Source organism: Candidatus Zixiibacteriota bacterium, from assembly GCA_040753875.1.
In the GTDB taxonomy this organism is placed as follows: Bacteria; Zixibacteria; MSB-5A5; order GN15; family FEB-12; genus DATKJY01.
Genome location: JBFMDV010000001.1, coordinates 1 through 23,457, shown reverse-complemented (window position 1 = coordinate 23,457; position 23,457 = coordinate 1). Strand labels below are relative to the sequence as shown.

Sequence of the window (23,457 nt, the reverse complement as noted above, 5' to 3'; positions counted from 1 at the left end):
GGTTGTTGTGCGAGAAAGTGAGAGCTCAGTACTTGGCGCGTCGCTCGATCATGTAATTTGAGCCGGGCTTCTGCTTGGTGGCCTTTTTGAGGTCGGCCAGCATCCTGGCCAGTTCCCCCACGTGCGTGAATTTCCCGTTGTCGTTGATTATGACCGCTATTGAAATGGTCAGAATGGGGAAATTCTCTACGGTTCCCCTTCGGTTGACCGTGGTGATGAAGCCCCGCTCTCTGTCTTCCAATTCATACCGGTACGGGATAAGCGTGTCAAAGCATCGGATGATCCCCGAACAGACGGGATCGATCATCTCCGATGGAATAATGAACATGAAATCATCGCCGGCGATATGCCCCACGAATCCTTCCGGGCAGAGGTCGTATACCACGTCTTTAATGATGCGGGCCGTCAGCTTGACGACTCGATCGCCCCGGTAATAGCCATAGTAGTCGTTGAAAGCCTTGAAATTATCCAAGTCGGCGTAGCAGGCCGCGAAAGTATTGCGGAGACTCATCTGGTGGGTGAGTTCCTGTTCGATGATGGCCGTCCCCGGCAGCATCGTCGAGGGATTCACCGCCATATCACGTCGGTTTCGTTCGATCACCCTGCGGAGACGTACTTCGACCAGCCTGTCGATCCATTCGCCGTAAATAAACTCCTCGGCGCCGTTTTCGAACGCTGCGACGACAGTCGACATCGGCGGATCCGGGTGGAACAGAATGATCGGGACGATGGAGAGAAAAACATTCTGCTTGATGCCTCGCACGAGGTCGATCTCTTTCAGAAAGTCCCCTCGCCCTCCGATCACGATGGCGCTGATGGAAAAACGGCGACAAATGACCTGAAGTTGTTCAAACGATTCAAAATAGTGAAATGAAACCGGCTGGTGGCGATAGAATTGGCTGATATGAAAATCAAGGCTCACACCATTTTGCTTAATAGCAAAATGGCTGGTCAGGCTACGTGGCGCGGGCAGGTCGCTTATGTCCGGCCAGTTCGCGAGGGTGGTACTTTCGATGCTCGGCGATAATGTAGTCACGGTCAAGTTTGGTATATACCTCTGTCGTCGATATATCGGCATGGCCGAGCATTTCTTGTACCATTCGCAGATCCGCCCCGCCCTCAATGAGATGCGTGGCAAACGAATGCCGAAAAGTATGGGGAGAAACCCTCTTGGAGATGCCGGCCTTCCTGACCATCCCTTTGACGATCTTCCACAGGCCAACCCGTGAGAACGGGCGCCCGAAGCGATTGAGGAAGATCGAGCGGTGGGGAACCGATGCTGTCAAGTTCTGGGTCCGCTCTGAATAGTCCGTCAGCGCCCGTCGGGCATATTCACCGATCGGCACCAGACGCTGCTTGTTCCCTTTCCCGAGCACCCTGACGAACCCGGCCTCAAACTCGATATCGGACCACTTCAGATTGATTAGTTCCGACAAGCGGAGACCGCACCCGTACAACACTTCGATCACCGCTCGGTCTCGCCGGGCATGCTTTGCGGTCGGCTCTACGCTCTTGATGATCCTGTCTATTTCTTCGGGTGAAAGATAATCCGGGTGGTATCGGGATATGGTTGGTGCGCCATACGAACTGGTTGGGTCTTCCTTGGTTACGCCGGATTCACGTAGAAAAGCGAAGAACTGCCTCAGGCTCGATATTTTTCGCGCCATTGTCGCGGGTTTTCGTCCGCGTGCGCTGAGTCCTGCAAAAAACCTGGTGACATCAGCGGGTAACACCTGAGCGGGGCGTTTCGATGGATACGCACGGCTGAATTCGATCAAGTCACGTCGGTACGCCTGAAGGCTGTTGGCCGAGAGCCCGCGCTCCAAACGCAAGTACTGAAGGAACTCGTCGATGGCGGTATCCAGCATATTGACCTACAACCCGTGCGCCATAGCGATCACGGCCGGGACTTGATATCCGGCTGCGAGTAAAACCCGACGCGCCTCAGCCACCGTCGCTCCCGTGGTGACGACGTCATCCACAAGAATGACCTGCTGCCGCCCTTCGGCTTCCCTCGCCACCTCGAACACGCCTTTGACATTTCGGGTACGTGCATCGTGATGGAGTTTTGCCTGGGGACGTCGGTGCGCCACACGATAGAGAATATCACCGAGGCACGGCATTCGCAGTTGTTCAGAAAGTGCTTCGGCAAATAGATACGCCTGATTATATCCGCGCGCGTATTCCCGAGACGGGTACAGAGGAATCGGCACCAACTGGGCATCCCCGAATGGCTGCAATCGGTCGCCGAATTTCCCGTCAATCGCTGCCGCCAGGGTCTTCGCCGGTGCTGTTATTCCTCTGAATTTGAACTGGATAATAATTTCTTTGAGCGGGTCGCGATAGTCGCCAAAGGCATAGAGCATGAAGGCGTCCTCACGGCAAAGGTCGCACCGGTGACCACGATCGATCATTTGACCGCAGGTCAGACAGATAGGATGCTCAAATGCGTCAATTCGGCTCCGACACCGATCGCAGATGAAATCCGGGGCATCGGAGTATTTCCCACAACCGAGGCACAATGGCGGCAGGAAAAAATCCAACCAACCCCCGGGCTTGGTCCAACGCATGCTGTCCAACTCGCTCATACGCGTAATTACAAAATGGAATCACCGACTCTCAAGAAAAAACTAAGTCCAACGCTTCAGGAGCCTGCGGCCGGTATAGTAGATTATCAGGACGGCAAGCAGGAGCGCCGCGACCACTTGTACCGCGCTGTGTTCTGAGTGATGCGACACGCTACCGTCATACTGAGGCGCAAGATCAAGAAGCCGATATGCCGCATCGGTCGCCAGTCCACACAGAACCGCCGCGAGTATGACGGCAAAAACGTAACGGGCGGTGGACCATCCGCCCAGCACCCGCCTGAGCACGACAAGTGATGCTACGTTGGTGGCAGGGCCAACCAGCAAAAACACCAGAATAGCGCCGGGAGCAAAACCGGCTCCAAGCATGGCGGCCGCTAAAGGAGTCGATGATGTTGCACAGACATACAGCGGCAAACCGATGACAATTGCCCATAGATACCCCATCCACCCGCCGACAACGCCGGGCGTCGATGGAATCAGGTTGCCGCCAAGCACCGCACCGACCAGGCCGGCTAACACGAACCCGACAGCAAGATAAGGCGCCAGGTCACTCAAAAGGTCAGTGAACGCGTAGCGGATACCTGAAACCAGACGACCGGGCATTCGTGAGTTCGTTTTTGGTTCGTCACCTTGTTTACAATCGCAACTTTCATGGCAGCCATCCATCTGATCCGACTCGATCGGGGGGAGTTCGGAAGCGACGGTCGCCTCGAGGAGCCCCGCTGTCATCGCTGCCACGAACGCAGACACGGGGCGGGCCACGGTGAGGAGCGGATCGGTAAGTGAGTATGTGAGCAGGATAGAATCGATACCTATCTCCGGGGTGGAAATGAGAAATGCCGTTACCCCGGCTTTACCGACACCGGATTTCCGAAGTTGTGTCGCCACCGGCAGGACGGAGCACGAACAGAGAGGCAATGGCAGACCAACCAGGGCTGCTTTGAAGACGCTTCCCAACGGTGACCCGCGTGTCAAGCGGACAATGTTATTCTCGTTGAGGACGAGCCAGAGCAGCCCTGCCAGCATGAGTCCGATCAGAAACAGAAGAGCCGAATCAACCAGCATGAACCAGGTGGATTCGGCCCAGATCGCGATGAATTGTGCCAACGCGCTAACCGCCCAACTCTTTCAGAAATTTGCGTGCCGCCTCTGCTGCCTGGCCATTCGGGTCGATCTTGAGGTACTTGTTCCAATAAATCCTGGCGGAGTCGTTCTGATTCAGTTCGCGAAAAACTATGCCGAGGTTGAAATGCGCGATGCCATGATCCGGTTTGTAGATGAGAGCCTTTCTGAATTCGTCCACGGCGCGTTCCGCCAGCCCCATGCCATGAAGGCACGCCCCGTAGTCCACACGCACATCCGGTTTGGTGGAATCGATGGCAAGCGCCCGTTTGTAGCACTCCGCGGCGATCGGATAGTTCCCCTCATCCATGAACTGATTCCCCATGCCGACCAGCGTGTTGAAATCTTGCGGCAGACTGTCAAGCATGGCCATGGACATCCCCTGATGCGGATTGCTGACCCCGCCGGCCTGGGCCTGTGGCATCTCCGCCGGCTTGGCAGGCGGCTCTGGCTGATCTTTGAATACGAAATAACCGACCGCCACTATGGCAAGGGCGGCGACAATAATGATCAGGTCCCTCATGCCGGTCGACTTCACACCGCGTGTTTCACCCGAACCGGTCTTACCTCCGCTCACTGTGGCACCGCATTCAGGGCAAAACCGGGCCGCCTGTGGTGCTGGCTTGCCGCAATTGGGACAGAATTTCGAACCCATACTCGTTATATCCTTGTTCAAACGTGCTGCGACAAATATATGCCATCACAAGAGTTGCGCAACTCCAATCGACCATGGTCCTGACCAAATTCCGGCTGACAGGGTCCAGGTAGGTTTGTATATTCGAGCCTTGTATCAGAAAGGAATTGGACTGTTATGCATAAGCTTCTTCTCGCACTTGCCATTTATCTAGTGCCGTGCCTGTCAACTGCGGCAAATCAGTATGTAATTTCCACCGATTCTATTCACAGGCATATTGCTATTCTGGCGTCAGATTCACTCGAAGGGCGCGAGACCGGCGAACCGGGGGAATGGAAAGCGGCGCAATATATAACGCGAGTGTTCGGCGCGGCCGGTTTGCAGCCAAACGGCGACAACGGCACGTTCCTGCAAGCGTTCGAGTTCATCAAGCGGATCGATCCCGGACCGAAAAACCGCCTGGTGCTGAACGGCCAGGATTTGAAGATCAGTGAAGAATTTCAACCTCTCCCCCAGTCGGCTAACGGTCCGTTCTCGTTCGATCAGGTAGTCGATGTAAATTACGGTATAGTCACTGAAGACAGCACGTACAATGATTATGCAGGCAAAGACATAACCGGGAAAGCGGTACTGGTTAGGCGATTCGCACCCTCGGCTGAATCCAATCCTCACGTCGACTTTGACAAGTACAGCTCCCTATCTGACAAGATCAGCAGTGCCGTGAATCGGAAAGCAGCCGCAATACTGTTCTTGACGCCATCCGACAAGGACGATACCCTCCCGGCCACAGGTGCCACTCATATGGCAGCGAAAGATATCCCGATAGTCTTCATCAGGCGCGCAGCACTGGAGCGGCTCGGCTTAAATCTCGATTCCCCCGATATCAGGTCAGTTTCAGGCGAAACGGAGTTAATCCGTGTGCGCGACACCGGCTACAACGTGTTGGGTCTCGTGCGCGGGCGGAGCGACACGACAATTGTCGTCGGGGCGCACTATGATCACCTGGGCTGGGGCGGCATCAACTCGCGTTATCAAGGAACCGAGAAGAAGATTCACTATGGAGCCGACGACAACGGTTCGGGCTCCGCCGGGCTTTTGGAATTGTCGCGTTACTTTGCATCCCGCAAGGAGCAGCTTCACCACTCCGTCCTGTTCATGGCTTTTTCCGGTGAAGAGGAGGGGATACTGGGATCGAGTTATTTCGCGAAGCACCCTACGATCAATGTGTCGAGGATTCTCATGATGGCCAACATGGACATGATCGGACGGCTCAGGGACCAGGAGAGCGGACTGGCCATTTTCGGCACCGGCACCGCTGCCGAGTTCAAATCTTATTTTGACAGTTTGAAGGTTGACTCGCTAAAGCTGACATTTCGCGAGCCTGGGACAGGACCATCGGATCATACGGCGTTCTATAACCAGGGGATCCCGGTGCTCCATTTCTTCACCGGAGCTCATGAGGACTATCACCGGCCGGAGGACGTGGTCGAGAAGATCGATCTGAACGGCGTGGCTACGGTGGCCAATCTGGTTGCCGATGTGGTCACGCACTTCGACGGCCAGACTGCCTCGCTGACCTTTCAGAAGACCAAGGACCCCGACGAAGGCAAACGGCGCAGTTCGTTCTCGGTGACCCTCGGCATTATGCCGGACTATGTGGCCGAGGTAAAGGGAGTCAAAGTGGACGGGGTGTCGCCCGATAAGCCGGCCGAGCGCGCCGGCATTCTCAAAGGCGATGTCATTTTCCGGATGGGAAGTTTCGCGATCGAGGATATCTACGGCTACATGAGTGCGCTGGGGAAATTCAAGAAGGGAGACAGCACCGTAATTTCCCTGGAGCGCGGCACCGACACGCTGGAAGTCACGGTGGTCTTCAAGTAGCCATTGTACCGATTATCCGGTCGATTCGTGCGCGTCTCGTGTCCCGCCGCGGGCACGCCGCACGGATATCACGCCTTTGACCTTTTTCACCTTGTCGATAATGCGGTTCAGGTGCGACAGGTTGGCCACTTCGACTACAAAACGGCCCTCCGCCGTACTGTCGTGCGCGTACATTTCCGCGGCCCTGAGGTTGGTGTTGGCATCGGCAATCGCCTGGGTAACATCGCGCAACATATTGCGACGATCTTCAACGATGATCTGGAGCTGCACAATGAATGACTGGTCGCGGCCGGTGTCCCAACTCACTGCGATCTTGCGTTCGGGATATTTGTTGCCAATGTCGACGGCCAGAGTGCAATCCGCCTGGTGGATCGTTACACCGCGCCCGCGGGTAATGAAGCCGACAATGTCGTCCCCGGGAACCGGTTGACAGCAGCCTGCGAAGCGGAACATCATGTTGTCCATCCCCTGAACCTTGATCCCCTTGGTCCCGCGGATCCGCTCGATGACCTTCCCGACAAAACCGGTCTCTTCCTTCTTTTCCTCCGGTTGGATGAGGGTGAGCAGGGCGCGAGCGGAAACCGAACCGTTACCGATTCCGCTCAACAGCTCGTCGACTGTCTTCTTCCCCAGTTGCTCGGCGAATTCCTGGAGCTGTTCGTCTGGCGGGAGTTTGGCGTGAACTTCCCTCAGGCGCCGCTCCATGATCTCGCGCCCGAGCGCCACCGACTGCTCGAAACCGGCCAGTTTGAGCCACCGTTTGATCCGGGTGCGGGCATTTGAAGTCTTGACCAGTTTCAGCCAATCGTGCGATGGCGTGCGGCTGGGGTTGGTGATGATCTCGACCACGTCTCCCGATTCTAAGCCGGTGGAGAGCGGCTGCAGCCGGCCGTTTATCTTGGCGCCTGCACAATGGATTCCGATCTGCGTATGAATCTGAAAAGCGAAATCGAGCGGCGTGGCGCCGCGCGGCAGATGTACCAGCCGTCCATTGGGTGTGAACACGAAGATGTCCTCGGAGTAGAGATCCATCTTGAGGTATTCGATGAACTCCGAAGGATTGGTCATGTCTTTCTGCCATTCGAGCACGTCACGAAGCCAGATCATCTGGCGGTCGTCACGGCTCATCTGCTGGCGCCCCTCTTTGTACAGCCAGTGGGCCGCGATTCCGTTCTCCGCCACGTGGTGCATCTGGTGGGTGCGAATCTGGATCTCGACCATCTTGTTGCGCGGGCCGAAGACGGTGGTGTGAAGAGAGCGATAGCCGTTCGGCTTGGGATTGGCGATGTAGTCATGGAATCGTCCCGCCACCGGCTTCCACATGGCGTGAATGATGCCGAGCGTGTGGTAACATTCCCGCTCGGTGTTCACGATGACGCGTATGGCGAACAGATCATAAATCTCGTCGAACGGCACCTTGCGGATTCTGATCTTTCGATAGATCGAGTCGAGATGCTTGGCGCGTCCGCTCACCGTCCCAAGGATGCCGTCCTTGGCCAGCGATTCCTTGATTGGTGTCACAACTTCATGAATATACGCCTCGCGTTCCTCGCGTCTCTCCTTGATCTGCTGGGCCAGCTCCTGATACACCTCCGGTTCGAGATACTTGAACGACAGGTCTTCGAGCTCGACCTTGGTCTTGTTGATGCCCAGTCGATGTGCGAGCGGACAATAGACGTCACGCGTTTCCAGCGCTATCCGTGTCTGTTTTTCTGCAGGCAGATGTTCCAGCGTGCGCATGTTGTGCAGGCGGTCGGCCAGTTTGATGAGGATCACGCGAATATCCTTGGCCATACTCAAGAGCATCTTGCGGAAATACTCGACCTGCAGTTCCTCGAAAGAACTGAACGCGACAGCCCCTATCTTGGTAACGCCATCAACCAGTTCGGCCACCTCGTCACTGAATTCCCGCCGCACATCCTCCAGCGTGAACGATGTATCCTCGACAACATCATGAACCAGCCCGGCGGCGATGGTGGTGGAGTCCATGTGCAGCTCCGCCAGTATAAACGCGACCTCGAGACAATGTTCTACGAACGGCTCGCCGGACTGCCGTTTCTGCCCGGCGTGCGCACGATCCGAGAACTCGTACGCCCGGCGAATAAGCGGGATATCGATATTGGCGTTGTAGGATTCAACGCGAATGATGAATTCCGCCAGATTCATGGATCTATCCGCTCACCGCCAGGACTTCCATCGCAACCTTCTCTATCGTTATCGACTCCATACAGCGACAATGGTGCGACGGACACGTGCAATTGCTGGTACGAGGCTGAATAACACGGTGGCCGTCGCCGAGCGGTCCCCACCGGACTGGTGACATGACTACTCTGCTCGGATACACCCCGACAACTCTCGTTCCAACTGCGACGGCCAGATGCAGCGGACCGGTGGAATTACTGACCACCACCGACGCCAGTGACAACAAGGCCGCAAGGGTGCGTAAGTCGGTCTTGCCGGCGAGGTTCCTGACAGCTATGTCGGCCGTACGCGACAGTTCATCTATCGACTGCCGTTCTGGATCGGAGCCGGTAAGCAGCACCGGCAGCCCGGTTCCCTCCAGACGTCTCGCCAACTCGAGATACCGTTTCACCGGCCATACTTCGGCAGAGCCACCAGAGCCCGGATGAACCACCGCAAATCGGCCATCGACACCGATTTCAGACAAAATGCGTCTGGCGTGGGTCAGTTCCTTGTCAACCAAATGCACTTTTGGCATGGTAACCGTCTGGCCTGATCGAAAGTACTTCAGAAAATCCTGGTTGTATTCGGACTCGTGCTTCCTGTTCGCTTTTCGACTGTGCAACAAACGGTGATTGAAATAGATAGAATGGAATCTGCCCGCTGTGCCGAATCGATGCGGGATACCGGCGGCGTAAAACAGGCGACAGATTTGCGATTCAGGAAATAGCGCCACTACGGCCCGATAATTGGCAGATCGAAGACGTCGGAGAAGATCCTTGCGATACAGGTTGTCGGCACGAAGCTGGTCATTTTGGACGCGGACGATACCGTCAATTTTCGGGTTCTGCTCCAGCACCGGCGAAGCATAGAGCGAAGCTACAACTTCGATCCGGCACTCCGGATAGCGCAGCTTCAGCGACTCCACGAATGGCAGCGCCAGAATCAGGTCACCCAGCTTGTCCGTCCGGCTGACGAGAATGCGATCACCGGGGAAAAACTCCACACGTCTATGCACGGCTGCTCTCCCCGGATCGCAGTTTCATCAACCAGAGATGGCGAAGTTTGGCGTACTTCACAAACACCGCCGTAGCCGACAGGACCGCGACCATAAACCCCTCCGTGCCGTCCAGAAATCCGCGCTTGGACACATAGTGCTTGAAAAAACTGATGGGCGGCTTCAGTACCAGGTCGTACCAGCGCGTACGCCGGCCCGCGGCAAACGCTTCTTGAGCACCTAATGTGGTATATCGGTCCGACTTGACCATGTAGTGCTCGAGGGTCGGGAAACTGTAATGGAGGAGTTCTCCACTGAGATGACCGGCGATCCCGCGCAGTTGGACTTTCTCATGTACGACGGCATCATTGAACTGACCATACTCTTTCAGGAACAGCCTGAGCACAGGATCCGGGTACCACCCACAGTGGTAGATCCACCGTCCGAGAAAATTAGTACGGCGACGCACGAAGTAGCCGTGGAAGGTCTCTTCCTGATTGAGGATCGCCCGAATCTGCCCGGCCAGTTCATCGGAGACGACTTCATCGGCGTCGACGGAGAGGATCCAGTCGCCGGTCGCCTGACGAACTCCGATCCCTTTGGCCGGGCCGAAACCGGTCCAGTCGATCTCGATCACTCGCGCTTTGAAATCGCGGGCGATCTCCCTGGTACGGTCCGTCGAATGGCTGTCCACTACAAGAACTTCATCGGCCCATCCGACCGACTCCAGGCAGCGGGGCAAGTTGTATGCCTCGTTGCGAGTGATGATCATGACTGTCAACCGCTTCACGAGCCCTCGCCTTTTCCCGCGCCGGGATTGCGCTGTGGGTTGTGCGAACCTCGCAAATCTCCATGTTTCATAATCAAAGTATACATTTCAATCACGCCAGTACCAAGCATTCCAACAATCCTGTCACACCAATCCCCCTGGATTCTCATTCCGCAGCGGTTTTCAGGATATTGAGTGTCTCCACATAGGCATCAAATACCTGATCGACAGTGATAGCGAACACATTGTCGTCTTTTTCCGACATGACCACGCCAAAAAACTGTCCATACGGGCGCCACTGGCCGAGGCGGCGGGCGTCCCACTTAGGATACGTCCCGACCACCGGCACGTTCCACGAACGGGCGACATGGACGAGCGACGTGTCCGGCGTGATCAGAAGGTCCAACCGAGATACCAGCGACGACACTTCCATCATGTTCATTCGGTCCGGCAGAAGAAACAGCGACCCGGACACGTCATTCATGATCGATTCCGCACGATGGCGGTCGGCCGATGTGCAGATGAACACCAACTGGCTGGACGGATGCCGCTCGACAATTCTGGCCACCAGTTGTCTGGAGTTCTCGAGAGCCCATACACGCTCGGGTTTCCCCACCGAAAGATTGTAACCGATCCGAAATCCGTTTTCGGACAGAGGTGGCAGCCCGGCGAAAAACCGATCGACCTTCTCGCGCGCCGACTTGCTTTCATGGATAGGGACATGCGGATTCAATGACCGCGGCTCCAGGCCAAACGCGGCCAGCATTTTGAGGTGCACGTCGATGATATGCTCATCGGCATCTGGAGCAAACTCATATGCCAGGTCGTAGAATTGGCGAAATCGCGCTTTCCCCGCTCCTATCCTGACGCCATGTGCCGAGCATAGCTGGGAGAGAAAAAGCGACGTTACGGAATCATCGCAGATAAGGTCGATTACGACATCGTACTTCATTCGTCGAATGCGCCAAATTTCTGAAAAGTCTCGCCAAAACCGCTTGCGGTACAGGAACACATCGTCGAGTCGGGGATCATCCCGAAACACCTCATGATTGCGCGGCGAGCAGAACATGCCGAGGGAAAGATGCGACAAATGTGACTTGAGGGCTTCAAGAACCGGCAGGGAGCAAACTGCATCGCCGATTCGGTCCTTTCGAATGAACAGTACCTTGGATATGCGTGCCGGATCGACAGCCCCGATATTCCTCCCTTTCTTAAGCAGTGGCCGGAGCATGGCGAAGGCCGCCCGCCGAACACGCAATTCGATTTCCTTGACAATATCCATGCTAAAGTTGTCCTACTACCGCTTTGAGGGCTTCCTCCACCCGGTCCGTCATGAGCCCGGCGCCGAATTGTTTCATGAAACGCTCACGCCCACGGTTGGCGAGCTCTGTCCGGCGGGCCGGTGCATTCAACAAAGAAATGACCACAGCTGCAAGTTCCTTCGAATTGCGTGGAGGAACCAGCAGGCCGCACTCGCCGACCACCTCGGGAATCCCTCCAACGTCGGAAGCAACAATGGGAATACCTGCGCGCATCCCTTCAAGCAATGCAATCCCGAACGGCTCATCAATCGACGGATGGATCATCAGGTCGCAACCAGCGAGTGTCTCGCTGACTGAATCCAACATACCGGCAAAAATGAGGTGGTCCAACATCCGCAGCGCTTCTGCCCGTTCTCTGAGCGCCTGCTCCAGCGGACCGGAGCCGAGCAGAAGTAGTTTGAAAAGAGGCTGCGCGGCCACGATGGCCGGAAGGGCATCGATGAGGAATCGATGCCCCTTCTGCTCGACCAGTCGAGCCACGGTTACTCCCACTACGGCGTCAGTTCGCAGGTTGTACCGAGACCGAAGGTTCCGATATGCCACACCGTTTCGCAACGATCCATTTAGATCGTCGATCCCGATTGGGATCACGTCGACTGTCTCAGGCATGATATAGCCGTGTCGCGTGATCTGATTCTTCAACGATTGCGACGGAACAAATACGCGATCAATAAGCCGCGGCGTCAACCACCGATGTACTACCGTGTTCTTCGTAATATCAAGTCCGGCGGACCAGATTACTCTGTGCCTGCCGCCAATCGACCGGGCCAGGCCGGCCAGGCGAATGTCCTTGTTGAAATTGCAGACAACCGCATCAATCGCGCGCGCTCTGACCATTCTCGCCAAACGCACAACTGTCACCGGATGAAAGTCGCCGGAGACCTTCAGTTCCACGGTTTCGATCTGACCTGCACCCGCAGTCGCTCGGCGTAGGAACTCCGAACGCGGCCTGCCCACAAGCGTGATATGGTGCCCTCGTTGACTCAGCCCGTGCGCAACCAGACGTATCCATTCTTCCATGCCGCCATACGTGTTGGCCTCGATAGAATCCAGAAACAGCAGGTTCATGCGTGGTCACGAAACTGCAGCGAATAAAGCCGCGCGTACAAACCGCCGAGAGCCATGAGCTCAGCATGTGAGCCGCATTCTCTGATCTGTCCCTCGGCGAGGACGAGGATGCGATCGGCGTGCTTGATAGTAGACAGCCGATGAGCGATGACGAGCGTGGTGCGGTTGCTCATCAGATGATCGATCGCCTGCTGAACCAGCACCTCAGATTCGGTATCCAGCGACGAGGTGGCCTCATCGAAGATCAATATTTGCGGATTTTTGAGAAGCGCCCGCGCAATAGCCAGTCGCTGCCGTTGGCCACCCGAAAGCATTTCACCCCGGTTACCAACGACCGTGTCATACCCCTTCTCGAACTGAGAGATGAACTCGTGTGCGTTAGCTACCGTGGCCGCCTCTACAACCTTCTCTTTGGGAATGCCGTTCATGCCGTACGCGATGTTGTTGAAGATCGAATCGTTGAAAAGAAATGTCTCCTGAGTGACTATCCCCATCAGCCCGCGAAGTGATGTCAGGGAAAGGTCTCGGATGTCGTGTCCGTCGATAACAATCCTCCCAGCCTGCGGGTCGTAGAAGCGCGGCAGCAGGTCAAACAGCGTCGATTTGCCTGCTCCCGACGGTCCTACTACCGCCACCACCTCCCCCCTTCGCACCTCGAATGAGATGTCGGTCAATACAGGCTCCTGGGGATTGTAGCTGAAACCGACGTGCTCGTACCGGATCGAGGACTGGAAGGAGTTGAGTTGCTGCGCCTGAGGTCCGTCGACAATCTGTTCCGTCGTATCCAGAACCTCGAATATCCGATCAGCCGCCGCCATGCCCTCCTGCAACTTGACGTGAATCTGGCTGAGTGACTTGACCGGCTTGATCATCGAGAACATGGCCAGGATAAAAGTCATGAAGTCGCCGGCATCGAGTTCCCCTTTGCCCGAAATGATCTGCGAACCGGCGAAGAGCAGGATTAGCACTCCTGCGACCGTCGCCAGCGTATCGTTAATGGGTGAGGCAAGCGCCCCGATGCGCGCCATGCGGAGGAGCGCGCGAAAATATCGATAGGTAGCGGCGAAAAACTTCGTGGCCTCGAACTGCTCCATGGAGAAGGCCTTGACGATCCGTATGTTGCTGACCGATTCCTCCAGCACCGAATTAACATCTGCCATCCGCTCCTGTGAGCGCGCCGAGTACCGCCGCATCTTCTTGCCGACGAACCAGATGAATCCAAACACGACCGGCAGGATGACCATCGCCAAGAGCGTCAGTTTCCAACTCAGGATGACCAGAAAAGCGAACAGCACCAAGACGAACACCGAATCGGTCACCAGACGGTTAAAACCGAGATCTATGGATTCGTTCAGGACCACCACATCGCTCGTGATACGCGACATCACCTGTCCCGTGCGGCGCTGGTGAAAATAGTCGAGCGAAAGCCGCTGGTATTTGTCGAACAGGCGATCCCGGAAACTGCGCATCATCGACTGCTGCACGTAAATCGTGAAAAACGACTGGAGGTAGAGAAACAGATTTTTGGCCAGCACCACCACCAGGATAATAATACAGAAGTTGACCAGCATTTCGCTCCTGCTGTCGGCCGCGACCAGATTATCGATTATCCCTTTCATCCCCTCTTTCAGGTTGACTGCGGCCCGTGCCACCGAACCCCAGAAACCGGCCGAATCGGCAGCGGGCTGAGGTAGCTGCTGGATGGCAGAGTCAGGCATCGGCATATCGGACACGCCGGGCAGTCCTTGCACCTGAAAGAGATTCATCAGGAGCGGACCGGCCATCCAGACCAACAATCCGGAGAAGATTGCATGCAGAGCAGCAGACGATGACGCCAAAACCAGCTGTTTCCAGTACAGCTTAATGGCGGCGAACGTGCGTCTGTAGATATTCACGCGTCAACTCCGTTATCCATGCAGGGAAAATCGCCAATTGAGTATGCGAAGTCAATTGGCAGGACGTATCGTTACGGGGTGAGCCGCAAGGCATCGGGCGGCCAGGAGATCTCAAAGCGAGCGGCTGGAATACCTACGTGGCTCCGGCTCTCGCGGAGGCGCGCCGTCAACGTGACACCGGCACCGTCATCGAACACCAACTCGCGTACACGCCACGCTTCTTTATTCCGCTCATACTCAATCTCGACTCGCCAGGCACACTCGTCCGAAAATAGTCCATAGACTGGGCGCTTCTTGTCATCCCTAACAAGTACCACTTGGAGAGACGAGTCTGTTGTGGTTCTGTCCGGAGGGCGCGCGAAGAATTCGATCGCGTCCAAGGATGTCCGGGCGAGGGAACATCCAAAGGAGTTCAGCAATTCGCTTATAGTCTCGCGAAGATATTCGTTGGTGGCGGGGAAATAGACCACAAGCGAGTCACTGGTCATTCGACCTCGCAAGGCTCCTTTGCCGAGATACCCTCTCCCCCCCAGCGCAATGACCGAATCGGTACGGAACAATTCCAGTCGGAACGATGTAGGTTTGCCGTGCCGTACCAGTTTGGCGTCATATAGAAAAGCATCGGCGAAGACCTTTCCCCTCACGGTGCTTTCATCGATTGACGGCCCTTCGCTAATACCTCGGCCGCCACAGCCCGAAAGTCCAAAAACTATAAGCAGTAAGACCAGTCGGAATCGGCAGGACCAGAACCAGAATGCAGACTTTGGATTCATGGCACATCAGAGGCGGCGATTAACCGATCCGTATTCCGGAGAAGAGATGCACGAAAAGAGTGACAAACGGGCCGATGATGTACGAGAACGCTCCCACAATGATGAGCAGCATCAGAATGAACGGAGCGAATTGATCCAACCGGTCCAGGCTGGGCCCATATTCCGGCGGAAGCAGATTGCGCAGGATATGGGAGCCGTCGAGCGGAAACAGCGGAATCAGGTTGAAGAAGGCGAGCGAAACGTTGATCATGACCGAGAAGAACAAGAACAGTCCAACCGCTTCTGGAAGCTGCACCGATGCCGTGTTCACGGCCCGGAAAATGAGACCGAAGATGAATCCCAGCCCCAGATTCGATAACGGGCCGGCTGCGGATATCCACAAGTCCGCCATGCGCGGGTTTCGCAAATTCATCGGATTGACAGGGACCGGCTTGGCCCACCCGAATCGGAACTGCGATACGAACATCATGATGGTCCCAAAGAAATCCAAATGCGCCAGCGGATTCAGGGTAAGTCGCCCCAGATCGCGGGCGGTGGTGTCCCCAAACCGGTATGCGGTCCAGGCATGGAAGAACTCATGCACGGTAAGCGCGAACAGAATGGCCGGTGCGGCGATAAGTGCACGTTGAAGGAACTCCGGGCTGAACATGTCAATGGGCTATTTCTACGTCTAAGTCATCTTTTGGGCTTACGCCGATGTTCGTCGCACGAATAGGTCGCGAGTCCAATCTCCTTGACGACACCACCGCTGAATCGGCGTCGAAAAACCGCCAGAGCTTGTCGGCCCCTTTGCGGATCCCGATGCGTGTCGAGCAACGAATGTGCGAAACCGCGCTGCCACGGTCCTCAAGGTACAGACGCCGGCCGGTCAGGTCCAGTCCGTTATGTTGGAAAGTCAGACCGAACGCCCGACAGAGTTTTCCCGGCCCGCTCAATGCGCGTATCCCCTTTGCTCCACCTTGCTTTGAGAGAAGTCTGTCAAAACCGTCGAACGGCTCCGCCGCGCGAATCAGCACAGCCGCCGGCCTCCCCTTTGGCTCGGTTACGAAGTTGAGACAATAATACATGCCGTAAATGAAATAGATATAGGCGAATCCGGGTGGGCCATACATGATCCTGTTTCGTTCAGTCGGCCCGCAGGCTGCGTGGCAGGCCGGGTCTTCCTCCCCGATATATGCCTCCACCTCGACGATCCGCGCCGAATAGACCTCCCTCGATGAAGCATGAACTAAAAACTTGCCAAGCAAGTCGGGCGCCACTTCCAGAGTCGGGCGGCCGTAAAACGAGCGGGTGAGTTTCTGGTGACGGGACACGGGATATCAGACCTTAGTCGTCGCAGCCGCCGATTGCATGAGGTATTAACGACGCGGCGGCATCGAAATCATAGCCAACATCTTCCGGTGTGTGGGCATCGGAGCCAAGATGTTGTACTTCAACACCGATTCTCCTCAGTGCGTTTACCAGATTCACCTGCGGATAGTAACCGTTCAGTCCCTTGCGAAGCGCAGCGGTGTTGACCTCAAGGCCCGTGCCGCTCTCTTGTAGCGCTTGCGCCAACTCGGCGGCATGTGGTCGCCAGGCGTTGGCGATCTCCTGCTGGCCGTAGTATTGCACTCCGTACTTACGATAATATTCGAGATGAGCAATCGTATCAAACAGGCCCGACCGCGCAGCCGTGATCACGTCGCCAAAATACCGCTCGGCCATCTGTTCGACGGAAAAACGAGCGAAACAGCGCTCGTATTCCTTCACGCAACAGAAGCAGACGTTGTCGATCTCATGCACGCCGCACAGCACGTACTCGAACGGATAGCAATTCTTGAGTTTCTCAACTTCTTTTTCGCAATTGGGATACCAGCCAAACTCCAGTCCGAGTTTGACTGCCAATCCAAGCGGATAATATTCCTCCCTTGCACGTTGGACGTTCTCGACATAGGGGGCAAGGTTATCAATCGTGGCCGGTTTCCGCTTCCCCCCAATCAAAATGTGGTTGGCGTCGCCTTCGGCGTTTGGGTTCGAATCGTAATGCGTGGTGAAGCAGATTTCAGCCAAGCCACGCTCAAGTGCGGCGTTGCAGTACTCATCGATCGTACCCACGGCGTCGATCGAATAATCACAGTGGCAATGCATATCGGCTAGGCCGCCTATCTCAAGCGGTGTCACACGCTTCTTTTCAGGCATGATAGCCTCCTACAAGAAAAGGATTGGAGCTCCGTTCTGCCCCCACGGTTGTGAATGGCCCATGACCTGGATAACAGATGACCGAATCCGGAAGTGCCAGTATTTTCCGCTGAATCGAGTCGATCAGCGTTTCATGCGAACAACCGGGCAGGTCTGTCCTTCCGATCGATCCCTGAAATAGCGCGTCACCGCAGAACAGGATTCCCTCTGTTTCGTCAAGGTAACTTACTCCACCCGGGCTATGGCCGGGTGTTGAGAGGACGCGCAGTTGAATCGCCCCAAGGACCAAAAGCTGTTCATCGGCTACGAAATGGTCGGGTTTTTGTGTGCTGACCGCTTGTCCAAGGAAAGCCGACAGATTCGCCGCCGGATTCGACAAAAGCGGGAGTTCTTCGACAGATGCATACAATGGAACGGACAACCGGTTCATCACCTCGTTTACGGCACCAATGTGATCTCCGTGACCGTGGGTTAGCAACAGACCTTTGGATGTCATGTTACACCGTTCGATAGTCTTCAGGATAGTCTCACACTCGGCACCAGGGTCAATAATCACGCCGTCACCGGTGGTCGCATCCCAATACAGATAGCAGTTTACTTCAAAAGGTCCCACTACCAAGATTTCCAGCCTTTTAGCCATTGGTCGAAGATACATGATAGACCACTTTTGTCAACGACAGAACGACGGTAAGGGTTTGTTCGCAACAGGGTTAGATGACCGCAAAACGAGCCGGATTTACTGACGAATTCTGTTTGACGCCAACAACTAAACAACGTATATTTGTGCCTTATTTCTCAAGCCGGAAGGCCGAAAAGAGCGATGATAACGGAACTGAAAAGCAGATTGCCTGAACTGAAAACTCGTCTCGACAAGTTAGCGAGGTATCTTTGACCTGGAGAGCCGCGCGGCGAAGATAGCCGAACTCGAGGAGAAAAGCACCCAACCCGGTTTCTGGGACAACAACCAGACCGCACAAGCTGTCCTCAAGGAGATCGCCCAGCACAAACGCTGGATAGAGGCGCATCGCAAACTGGCCACCGAGCTCTCCGACCTCGGAGAGCTCTCTGAGATTGTCGGCGATGATTCCGCCGATGCCAAAGAACTTGAGACCTCGCTGGACAAACTTGAGGGCGAACTCAGGAAATTCGAATTTGCCACGCTTTTGTCGGGCCCCGACGACTATCGCGACGCCATCATGACGATCCATCCGGGCGCCGGCGGCACCGAATCGCAGGACTGGGCGGAGATGCTCTTCCGCATGTACAACCGGTGGGCCGAGCGGCACAACTTCACAATTGAACTCATGGATTACCAAGCCGGCGAAGAAGCCGGACTAAAATCGGCGACCATGGAAATCAAGGGCGAATATGCTTTCGGCTATCTGAAAGCCGAAATGGGGGTGCATCGGTTGGTGCGTATTTCCCCGTTCGATGCTAACGCCCGAAGGCACACCTCGTTCGTATCTGTCCATGTGTTCCCTGTCGTGGAAGACAACGTCGAGATAGAGATCAAGGACGAGGATATTCGTATCGATACATACCGCTCGTCGGGCGCCGGTGGGCAGCACGTGAACAAGACATCGTCGGCCATTCGAATCACCCATTTCCCAACCGGTATCGTAGTTACATGCCAGACGGAACGAAGTCAGCACAAGAACAAAGAATCCGCTTTCCTGGTGCTCAAGTCCCGCCTGTATCAGCTTAAACGGGAGGAGGAAGCTAAGAAGATGGAGAAGTTCGAAAAGGCCAAGAAGAAGATTGAATGGGGATCGCAAATACGCTCGTATGTTTTCCATCCGTATAACCTGGTCAAGGATCACCGCACCCTGCACGAGACCTCTAACCTGCAGGTGGTGATGGATGGAGACATCGATCCGTTTATTGAGGCGTATCTGTCCGATCCGGAACTGAAAGACCAATTGCTGTAATCGGAAGGACATCACGCTCGCGACACGGGCAGCGGGAGTTGACACATGAACGTTGTAGCATCGATAAAAGAAAAAGCCAGAGCGAAACATCGGAAGGTGGTACTTCCAGAGGGAACTGAACCGCGTGCCATCAAAGCGGCAGCCAAGCTTATTGCCGAAGGGATTTCCGAAGTAATTCTTCTGGGAGACCAGAAGGAGATCGAACGGCTGTCCAAGGAGCACGGCCTGGCTCTGAACAAAGTGGAAACTCTGAATCCGGCCACCGCTCCGGAATACCGAGAGTTTGTCGCGGAATTCATGGAAATCCGCAAGGCCAAGGGGATCACCGAAGGCGAGGCCAAAAAAGCCATGCTCTCCCCTCTGTACTTCGGGGCTATGCTGGTACGGCGGGACCGGGCGGCGGCATCGGTGGCAGGTTCCATCAACACAACCGGCGATGTTCTCCGCGCCGCTATCCAGGTGCTTGGCTTGAAGCCTAGCATCACAACGGTATCAAGTTCGTTTATAATGACACTTCCGAAGTTCCGCGACGTGACCGACAAAGTGTTTATGTTTGGTGATTGTGCTGTCGTACCCAATCCGGACGCCGAACAGCTTGCCTCGATTGCGGCGTCCACGGCTGATACGATGCGGAACCTGATCGGTGAAGAGCCGCGGATCGGCATGCTATCGTTCTCGACCAAAGGCTCGGCCAAACACGATGATGTTAACAAGGTTTTGAAAGCCATAGATGTTCTTAAGCGCGAACATCCTGAATTGAAGGTCGATGGCGAGTTCCAACTGGACGCCGCCATCATTCCGGAAGTCGCGAAGTCCAAGGCGCCCGGTTCGGTTATCGCCGGCAACTGCAATTGTCTCATTTTCCCCGACCTTGATGCCGGCAACATCGGATACAAACTGGTGCAGCGACTGGCCGGCGCTACCGCTACCGGGCCGATCATACAAGGGCTGGCCAAGCCTGCCAACGATCTGTCGCGCGGCTGCTCAGCCGACGATATTGTCGATGTGTCTGCTATTGCGACGTTGATGCGAGGTTAAAGCATATGAGTATCAGCCAATTGGCTCGTGAAATTAAAGAGTCGCCGACGCTGGCGCTGAATCTGAAAGCTCAGATTTTGCGCGACCGAGGCGAAGCAGTGGTACATCTCGGCGCCGGTGAACCCAAGAGCAAGGTACCGGTTGATGCCATTCTCGCAGCGGCCGGCAAACTCACCACCGCTGACATACGGTACACTCCGACCGAGGGGATTCCCCAACTACTGAAAGCAATCGTGCGGTACACCGAAGAGAACTACAACAAGCTCGTCGGACCGGAGCAGATACTTGTCGCCAACGGCGCCAAGCAGGCTTTCTACAACCTCATGATTACCCTGATCAATCCTCAGGAGGAAGTCATTATTCTGGCACCGTACTGGGTGAGTTACCCGGAAATCGTCAAGATGGTCTACGGTGTGCCGGTGATTGTTACACCCGAGGATGGCCGGTTTCATCCGCGCATGGAAGATATTGTTAAGTGCGTAAGCTCGTACACTCGGGTCATCGTCGTAAACAGCCCAAACAACCCCTCCGGCGTTGTCTATTCCGAAGACTTCATCCGGGAGATGGTTGAATTCTGCGAGCGTAAGGGCATCTATCTTATCATGGATGACATTTATCATAAGCTGGTATTCGATGGTGTTCAGGCTCCTCCGTGCTACAAGTTCTCTAAGGACGATACCGACTCCTCCAAGATGATCGTCATCAACGGTGTCTCCAAACTGTACGCCATGACTGGATTCCGGATCGGCTGGATTGTGGCGAGCAAGAAGATCACCCAGGCGATGATCAATGTGCAGGCACAGAACACATCGTGTCCGCCGATCATCGAGCAGGTGGCCGCCGCAGGCGCGTTGACCGGTGTCCAGAGCGGCGTTGAGGCGCTCCGACTGACACTCCAGAACAACCGCGATGTCATGGTGCGCGAGCTCAATGCCTTCACCGGTGTCCGCCTGATTCCGCCGCAGGGGACATTTTATTGCCTGCCGGATTTCAGCGCTTATGAGAAAGATTCGGTCAAACTGTCCAAGTTCCTCCTTGAAAAAGCGTTGGTAGTGGCGGTTCCCGGCAAGGAGTTCGGGATGGAAGGACACTTGCGACTCAGTTTCTGCGGCACGATCAAAGAGATCATGACTGGCGTGGAGCGGATCAAGTGGTCTCTGGATCCAGAGTCCCCGAATGAGATATACATTGGCGATCGGAAGATGAGGAGAGACTGGCTATGAGCCACTATATACTGGAATTGAAAACCCCGGCGCAGGCCGAGGCCAAAGCGGTTAAGAGCGAGTACGACCTCTCCTATCACGGTCTGACCAATCTGCATAACGTCTACTGGAATCTCCCCAGCGAGGCGCTGTACGAGGAGATCATTTTCCGAGCGGAAGGGAAACTCTCCTTTCAAGGACCGGTGGTGGTCAACACGGGTAAACATACCGCTCGTGCGGCCAACGACAAATTCATTGTCCGCGAAGCAACCACCGAGGATAGAATTTGGTGGGGGCAGTACAACCGTCCGTTTTCGGCGGAAAAGTTCGACACTGTTTACGGACGACTCCAGGGGTTCCTTCAGGGGCGCGACCTGTTCGTGCAGGATGTGTATGGCGGGGCCGATCCCAATCACCGTCTACCGGTACGCATAATCACTGAACTGGCCTGGCATAGTCTCTTTGCGCGGAATATGTTCATACCGGCTGCAACTCATGACGAGCTACGCAAGTTCGTTCCGCAGTTTACCGTCATGTCGATACCATCGTTTAGAGGAACGCCGGAAATCGACGGAACGGCGTCGCCGACATTCATCCTTCTCAATTTCGAGCATCGGCTGTGCATCATTGGCGGCTCCGGGTACGGCGGTGAAATAAAGAAGTCGGTGTTCACGCTGCTGAACTACCTGCTTCCGCTTAACGGCGTGATGACCATGCATTGCTCTGCCAACAAGGGCAAGGGGGGCGACGTGGCGTTGTTTTTTGGTCTTTCCGGCACCGGCAAAACTACTCTCTCGGCCGACCCGAACCGCTTTCTGGTCGGAGATGACGAGCACGGCTGGAGCGACGACGGTGTATTCAATTTTGAGAACGGCTGCTATGCGAAAGTCATCAACCTCTCCCCCACTGCCGAGCCGGAGATATACGCCTGCACGCGGAAATTTGGAACCATTCTCGAAAACGTTGTCTTCGATCCGGTGACTCGCCTACTCGATCTGGATGACAGCACGCTCACGGAAAACACGCGCTCGGCGTATCCGCTTAGTTATATCGCTAATTCGATTCCGGAAAAAATGGCAGGGCATCCGAACAATATCATCATGCTGACGTGTGATGCCAACGGCGTGATGCCGCCGATTGCCAAACTGACACCGGAACAGGCGATGTATCATTTCATCTCCGGTTACACATCGAAAGTAAGCGGTACGGAGATCGACATGAACAAAGAGCCGGAGATCACCTTTAGCGCCTGTTTTGGCGCGCCGTTCATGGTGCATCATCCGTACTTCTACGCTGAGATGCTGGCGCGCAAGATCGAGAAGCACAAAGCTAACTGTTGGCTGGTGAACACCGGCTGGACCGGCGGACCATACGGAATCGGTAAACGGATGAGCATTCATCACACCCGCGCACTGTTGAATGCGGCGCTGGATGGACGGCTAAACAATGTTCAGTTTGCTACCGATCCGGTGTTCGGGTTTGCGGTGCCGAAGTCGTGCGACGGCGTGCCGGAGAAAGTGCTGAACCCGATCAATACCTGGGACGACAGGGCGGCGTACCAGAACCGGTATCTGATGCTGGCGGCGTTGTTTATCGAGAACTTCAAGAAGTTCTCCGATGGCTGCCCGCCGAGCATTGTCAAATCCGGCCCAGTGAAGCGGGAGTTCTTGGCGAAGGTGTAATCTGCCATGTTCCGGCAACCGTAATCCCACCGCAAGCGGTGGGGTACCCCGCTCCTTGGGGCGGGTTGGTGGCCTGTGTGGCACGCAACTATGTCTGGTGGGGCGTCGGGCGTCCTCGCCCGACGCTACTTGTTGCTGCCGAGATCATCTGCCTGACCGGCCAGGGCACACATGATTGGGCCTGTTGAAAAACTAT

20 protein-coding genes and 2 pseudogenes are annotated in these 23,457 nt (G+C 55.5%); 5 read left to right on the top strand and 17 right to left on the bottom strand.

Annotated elements, in window-relative coordinates; translation table 11 throughout:
- Window positions 1-25: 25 nt before the first annotated feature.
- The 6 genes and pseudogenes from AB1644_00110 to AB1644_00085 all read right to left on the bottom strand — a co-directional run bounded on the left by AB1644_00110 (window position 26) and on the right by AB1644_00085 (window position 4,365).
- Window positions 26-922, bottom strand: a complete 897-nt coding sequence (locus AB1644_00110; GenBank protein ID MEW6049463.1) for a diguanylate cyclase — start codon at window positions 920-922, stop codon at window positions 26-28.
- A 34-nt stretch (window positions 923-956) separates the two neighbouring features.
- Window positions 957-1,868, bottom strand: a complete 912-nt coding sequence (locus AB1644_00105; protein MEW6049462.1) for a site-specific tyrosine recombinase — start codon at window positions 1,866-1,868, stop codon at window positions 957-959.
- 6 nt (window positions 1,869-1,874) lie between these two features.
- Window positions 1,875-2,366 (bottom strand): ComF family protein, encoded by a 492-nt coding sequence (locus AB1644_00100; protein ID MEW6049461.1) that lies wholly within the window; start codon window positions 2,364-2,366, stop codon window positions 1,875-1,877.
- Window positions 2,367-2,390: 24 nt separating this feature from the next.
- Window positions 2,391-2,570 (bottom strand): annotated as a pseudogene (locus AB1644_00095) (double zinc ribbon domain-containing protein).
- A 60-nt stretch (window positions 2,571-2,630) separates the two neighbouring features.
- Entirely contained in the window at window positions 2,631-3,695 is a 1,065-nt protein-coding gene (locus tag AB1644_00090) for an SO_0444 family Cu/Zn efflux transporter (GenBank protein MEW6049460.1), read from the bottom strand.
- Between the two features lie 4 nt (window positions 3,696-3,699).
- Complete coding sequence (locus AB1644_00085; protein MEW6049459.1) at window positions 3,700-4,365, bottom strand: tetratricopeptide repeat protein; 666 nt, start codon at window positions 4,363-4,365, stop codon at window positions 3,700-3,702.
- Window positions 4,366-4,521: 156 nt separating this feature from the next.
- Here AB1644_00085 and AB1644_00080 point away from each other — a divergent pair, with 156 nt between their 5' ends.
- A complete protein-coding gene (locus tag AB1644_00080; GenBank protein MEW6049458.1) occupies window positions 4,522-6,225 on the top strand; it encodes a M28 family peptidase in 1,704 nt (567 codons plus the stop codon).
- A gap of 12 nt (window positions 6,226-6,237) precedes the next feature.
- On the opposite strand, the gene AB1644_00075 is transcribed toward AB1644_00080, so the two are convergent.
- From AB1644_00075 to AB1644_00025, 11 genes are all read right to left on the bottom strand, one after another.
- On the bottom strand, window positions 6,238-8,391 hold the full coding sequence (locus AB1644_00075; protein MEW6049457.1) for a bifunctional (p)ppGpp synthetase/guanosine-3',5'-bis(diphosphate) 3'-pyrophosphohydrolase: 2,154 nt from the start codon (window positions 8,389-8,391) through the stop codon (window positions 6,238-6,240).
- A gap of 4 nt (window positions 8,392-8,395) precedes the next feature.
- Entirely contained in the window at window positions 8,396-9,424 is a 1,029-nt protein-coding gene (locus AB1644_00070) for a glycosyltransferase family 9 protein (GenBank protein MEW6049456.1), read from the bottom strand.
- A complete protein-coding gene (locus AB1644_00065) occupies window positions 9,417-10,193 on the bottom strand; it encodes a glycosyltransferase family 2 protein (GenBank protein ID MEW6049455.1) in 777 nt (258 codons plus the stop codon). The genes AB1644_00070 and AB1644_00065 overlap by 8 nt, the downstream gene beginning before the upstream one ends.
- Window positions 10,194-10,338: 145 nt before the next feature.
- On the bottom strand, window positions 10,339-11,454 hold the full coding sequence (locus tag AB1644_00060; protein MEW6049454.1) for a glycosyltransferase family 9 protein: 1,116 nt from the start codon (window positions 11,452-11,454) through the stop codon (window positions 10,339-10,341).
- Window position 11,455: 1 nt separating this feature from the next.
- Complete coding sequence (locus AB1644_00055) at window positions 11,456-12,562, bottom strand: glycosyltransferase family 4 protein (GenBank protein ID MEW6049453.1); 1,107 nt, start codon at window positions 12,560-12,562, stop codon at window positions 11,456-11,458.
- Complete coding sequence (locus AB1644_00050; GenBank protein MEW6049452.1) at window positions 12,559-14,457, bottom strand: ABC transporter ATP-binding protein; 1,899 nt, start codon at window positions 14,455-14,457, stop codon at window positions 12,559-12,561. Before AB1644_00050 ends, AB1644_00055 begins: the two co-directional genes overlap by 4 nt.
- Before the next feature lie 71 nt (window positions 14,458-14,528).
- Entirely contained in the window at window positions 14,529-15,101 is a 573-nt protein-coding gene (locus AB1644_00045; GenBank protein ID MEW6049451.1) for a hypothetical protein, read from the bottom strand.
- Window positions 15,102-15,249: 148 nt separating this feature from the next.
- Window positions 15,250-15,879 (bottom strand): site-2 protease family protein, encoded by a 630-nt coding sequence (locus AB1644_00040; GenBank protein MEW6049450.1) that lies wholly within the window; start codon window positions 15,877-15,879, stop codon window positions 15,250-15,252.
- Window position 15,880: 1 nt separating this feature from the next.
- Window positions 15,881-16,543, bottom strand: a complete 663-nt coding sequence (locus AB1644_00035) for a DNA-3-methyladenine glycosylase (GenBank protein ID MEW6049449.1) — start codon at window positions 16,541-16,543, stop codon at window positions 15,881-15,883.
- Between the two features lie 13 nt (window positions 16,544-16,556).
- Complete coding sequence (locus AB1644_00030; protein MEW6049448.1) at window positions 16,557-17,411, bottom strand: histidinol-phosphatase; 855 nt, start codon at window positions 17,409-17,411, stop codon at window positions 16,557-16,559.
- Complete coding sequence (locus AB1644_00025) at window positions 17,404-18,024, bottom strand: MBL fold metallo-hydrolase (GenBank protein ID MEW6049447.1); 621 nt, start codon at window positions 18,022-18,024, stop codon at window positions 17,404-17,406. The genes AB1644_00030 and AB1644_00025 overlap by 8 nt, the downstream gene beginning before the upstream one ends.
- Window positions 18,025-18,231: 207 nt before the next feature.
- Here AB1644_00025 and prfB point away from each other — a divergent pair.
- The 4 genes and pseudogenes from prfB (at window position 18,232) to pckA (ending at window position 23,261) form a co-directional block, all read left to right on the top strand.
- Window positions 18,232-19,339 (top strand): annotated as a pseudogene (gene prfB / locus AB1644_00020) (peptide chain release factor 2).
- Between the two features lie 45 nt (window positions 19,340-19,384).
- Window positions 19,385-20,377 (top strand): phosphate acetyltransferase, encoded by a 993-nt coding sequence (gene pta / locus AB1644_00015; protein ID MEW6049446.1) that lies wholly within the window; start codon window positions 19,385-19,387, stop codon window positions 20,375-20,377.
- 5 nt (window positions 20,378-20,382) lie between these two features.
- Window positions 20,383-21,600, top strand: a complete 1,218-nt coding sequence (locus AB1644_00010) for a pyridoxal phosphate-dependent aminotransferase (GenBank protein MEW6049445.1) — start codon at window positions 20,383-20,385, stop codon at window positions 21,598-21,600.
- Complete coding sequence (gene pckA, locus AB1644_00005) at window positions 21,597-23,261, top strand: phosphoenolpyruvate carboxykinase (ATP) (protein MEW6049444.1); 1,665 nt, start codon at window positions 21,597-21,599, stop codon at window positions 23,259-23,261. Before AB1644_00010 ends, pckA begins: the two co-directional genes overlap by 4 nt.
- Window positions 23,262-23,457: the final 196 nt, after the last annotated feature.

Bases quoted from the DNA above. Each gene is read 5' to 3' on its own strand.
- AB1644_00085 (MEW6049459.1), bottom strand. From the start codon at position 4,365: ATGGGTTCGAAATTCTGTCCCAATTGCGGCAAGCCAGCACCACAGGCG.
- AB1644_00010 (MEW6049445.1), top strand. From the start codon at position 20,383: ATGAGTATCAGCCAATTGGCTCGTGAAATTAAAGAGTCGCCGACGCTG.
- pta (MEW6049446.1), top strand. From the start codon at position 19,385: ATGAACGTTGTAGCATCGATAAAAGAAAAAGCCAGAGCGAAACATCGG.
- AB1644_00100 (MEW6049461.1), bottom strand. From the start codon at position 2,366: ATGCTCTATGCCTTTGGCGACTATCGCGACCCGCTCAAAGAAATTATT.
- AB1644_00030 (MEW6049448.1), bottom strand. From the start codon at position 17,411: ATGCCTGAAAAGAAGCGTGTGACACCGCTTGAGATAGGCGGCCTAGCC.
- AB1644_00055 (MEW6049453.1), bottom strand. From the start codon at position 12,562: ATGAACCTGCTGTTTCTGGATTCTATCGAGGCCAACACGTATGGCGGC.
- AB1644_00075 (MEW6049457.1), bottom strand. From the start codon at position 8,391: ATGAATCTGGCGGAATTCATCATTCGCGTTGAATCCTACAACGCCAAT.
- AB1644_00040 (MEW6049450.1), bottom strand. From the start codon at position 15,879: ATGTTCAGCCCGGAGTTCCTTCAACGTGCACTTATCGCCGCACCGGCC.
- AB1644_00060 (MEW6049454.1), bottom strand. From the start codon at position 11,454: ATGGATATTGTCAAGGAAATCGAATTGCGTGTTCGGCGGGCGGCCTTC.
- AB1644_00080 (MEW6049458.1), top strand. From the start codon at position 4,522: ATGCATAAGCTTCTTCTCGCACTTGCCATTTATCTAGTGCCGTGCCTG.
- AB1644_00105 (MEW6049462.1), bottom strand. From the start codon at position 1,868: ATGCTGGATACCGCCATCGACGAGTTCCTTCAGTACTTGCGTTTGGAG.
- pckA (MEW6049444.1), top strand. From the start codon at position 21,597: ATGAGCCACTATATACTGGAATTGAAAACCCCGGCGCAGGCCGAGGCC.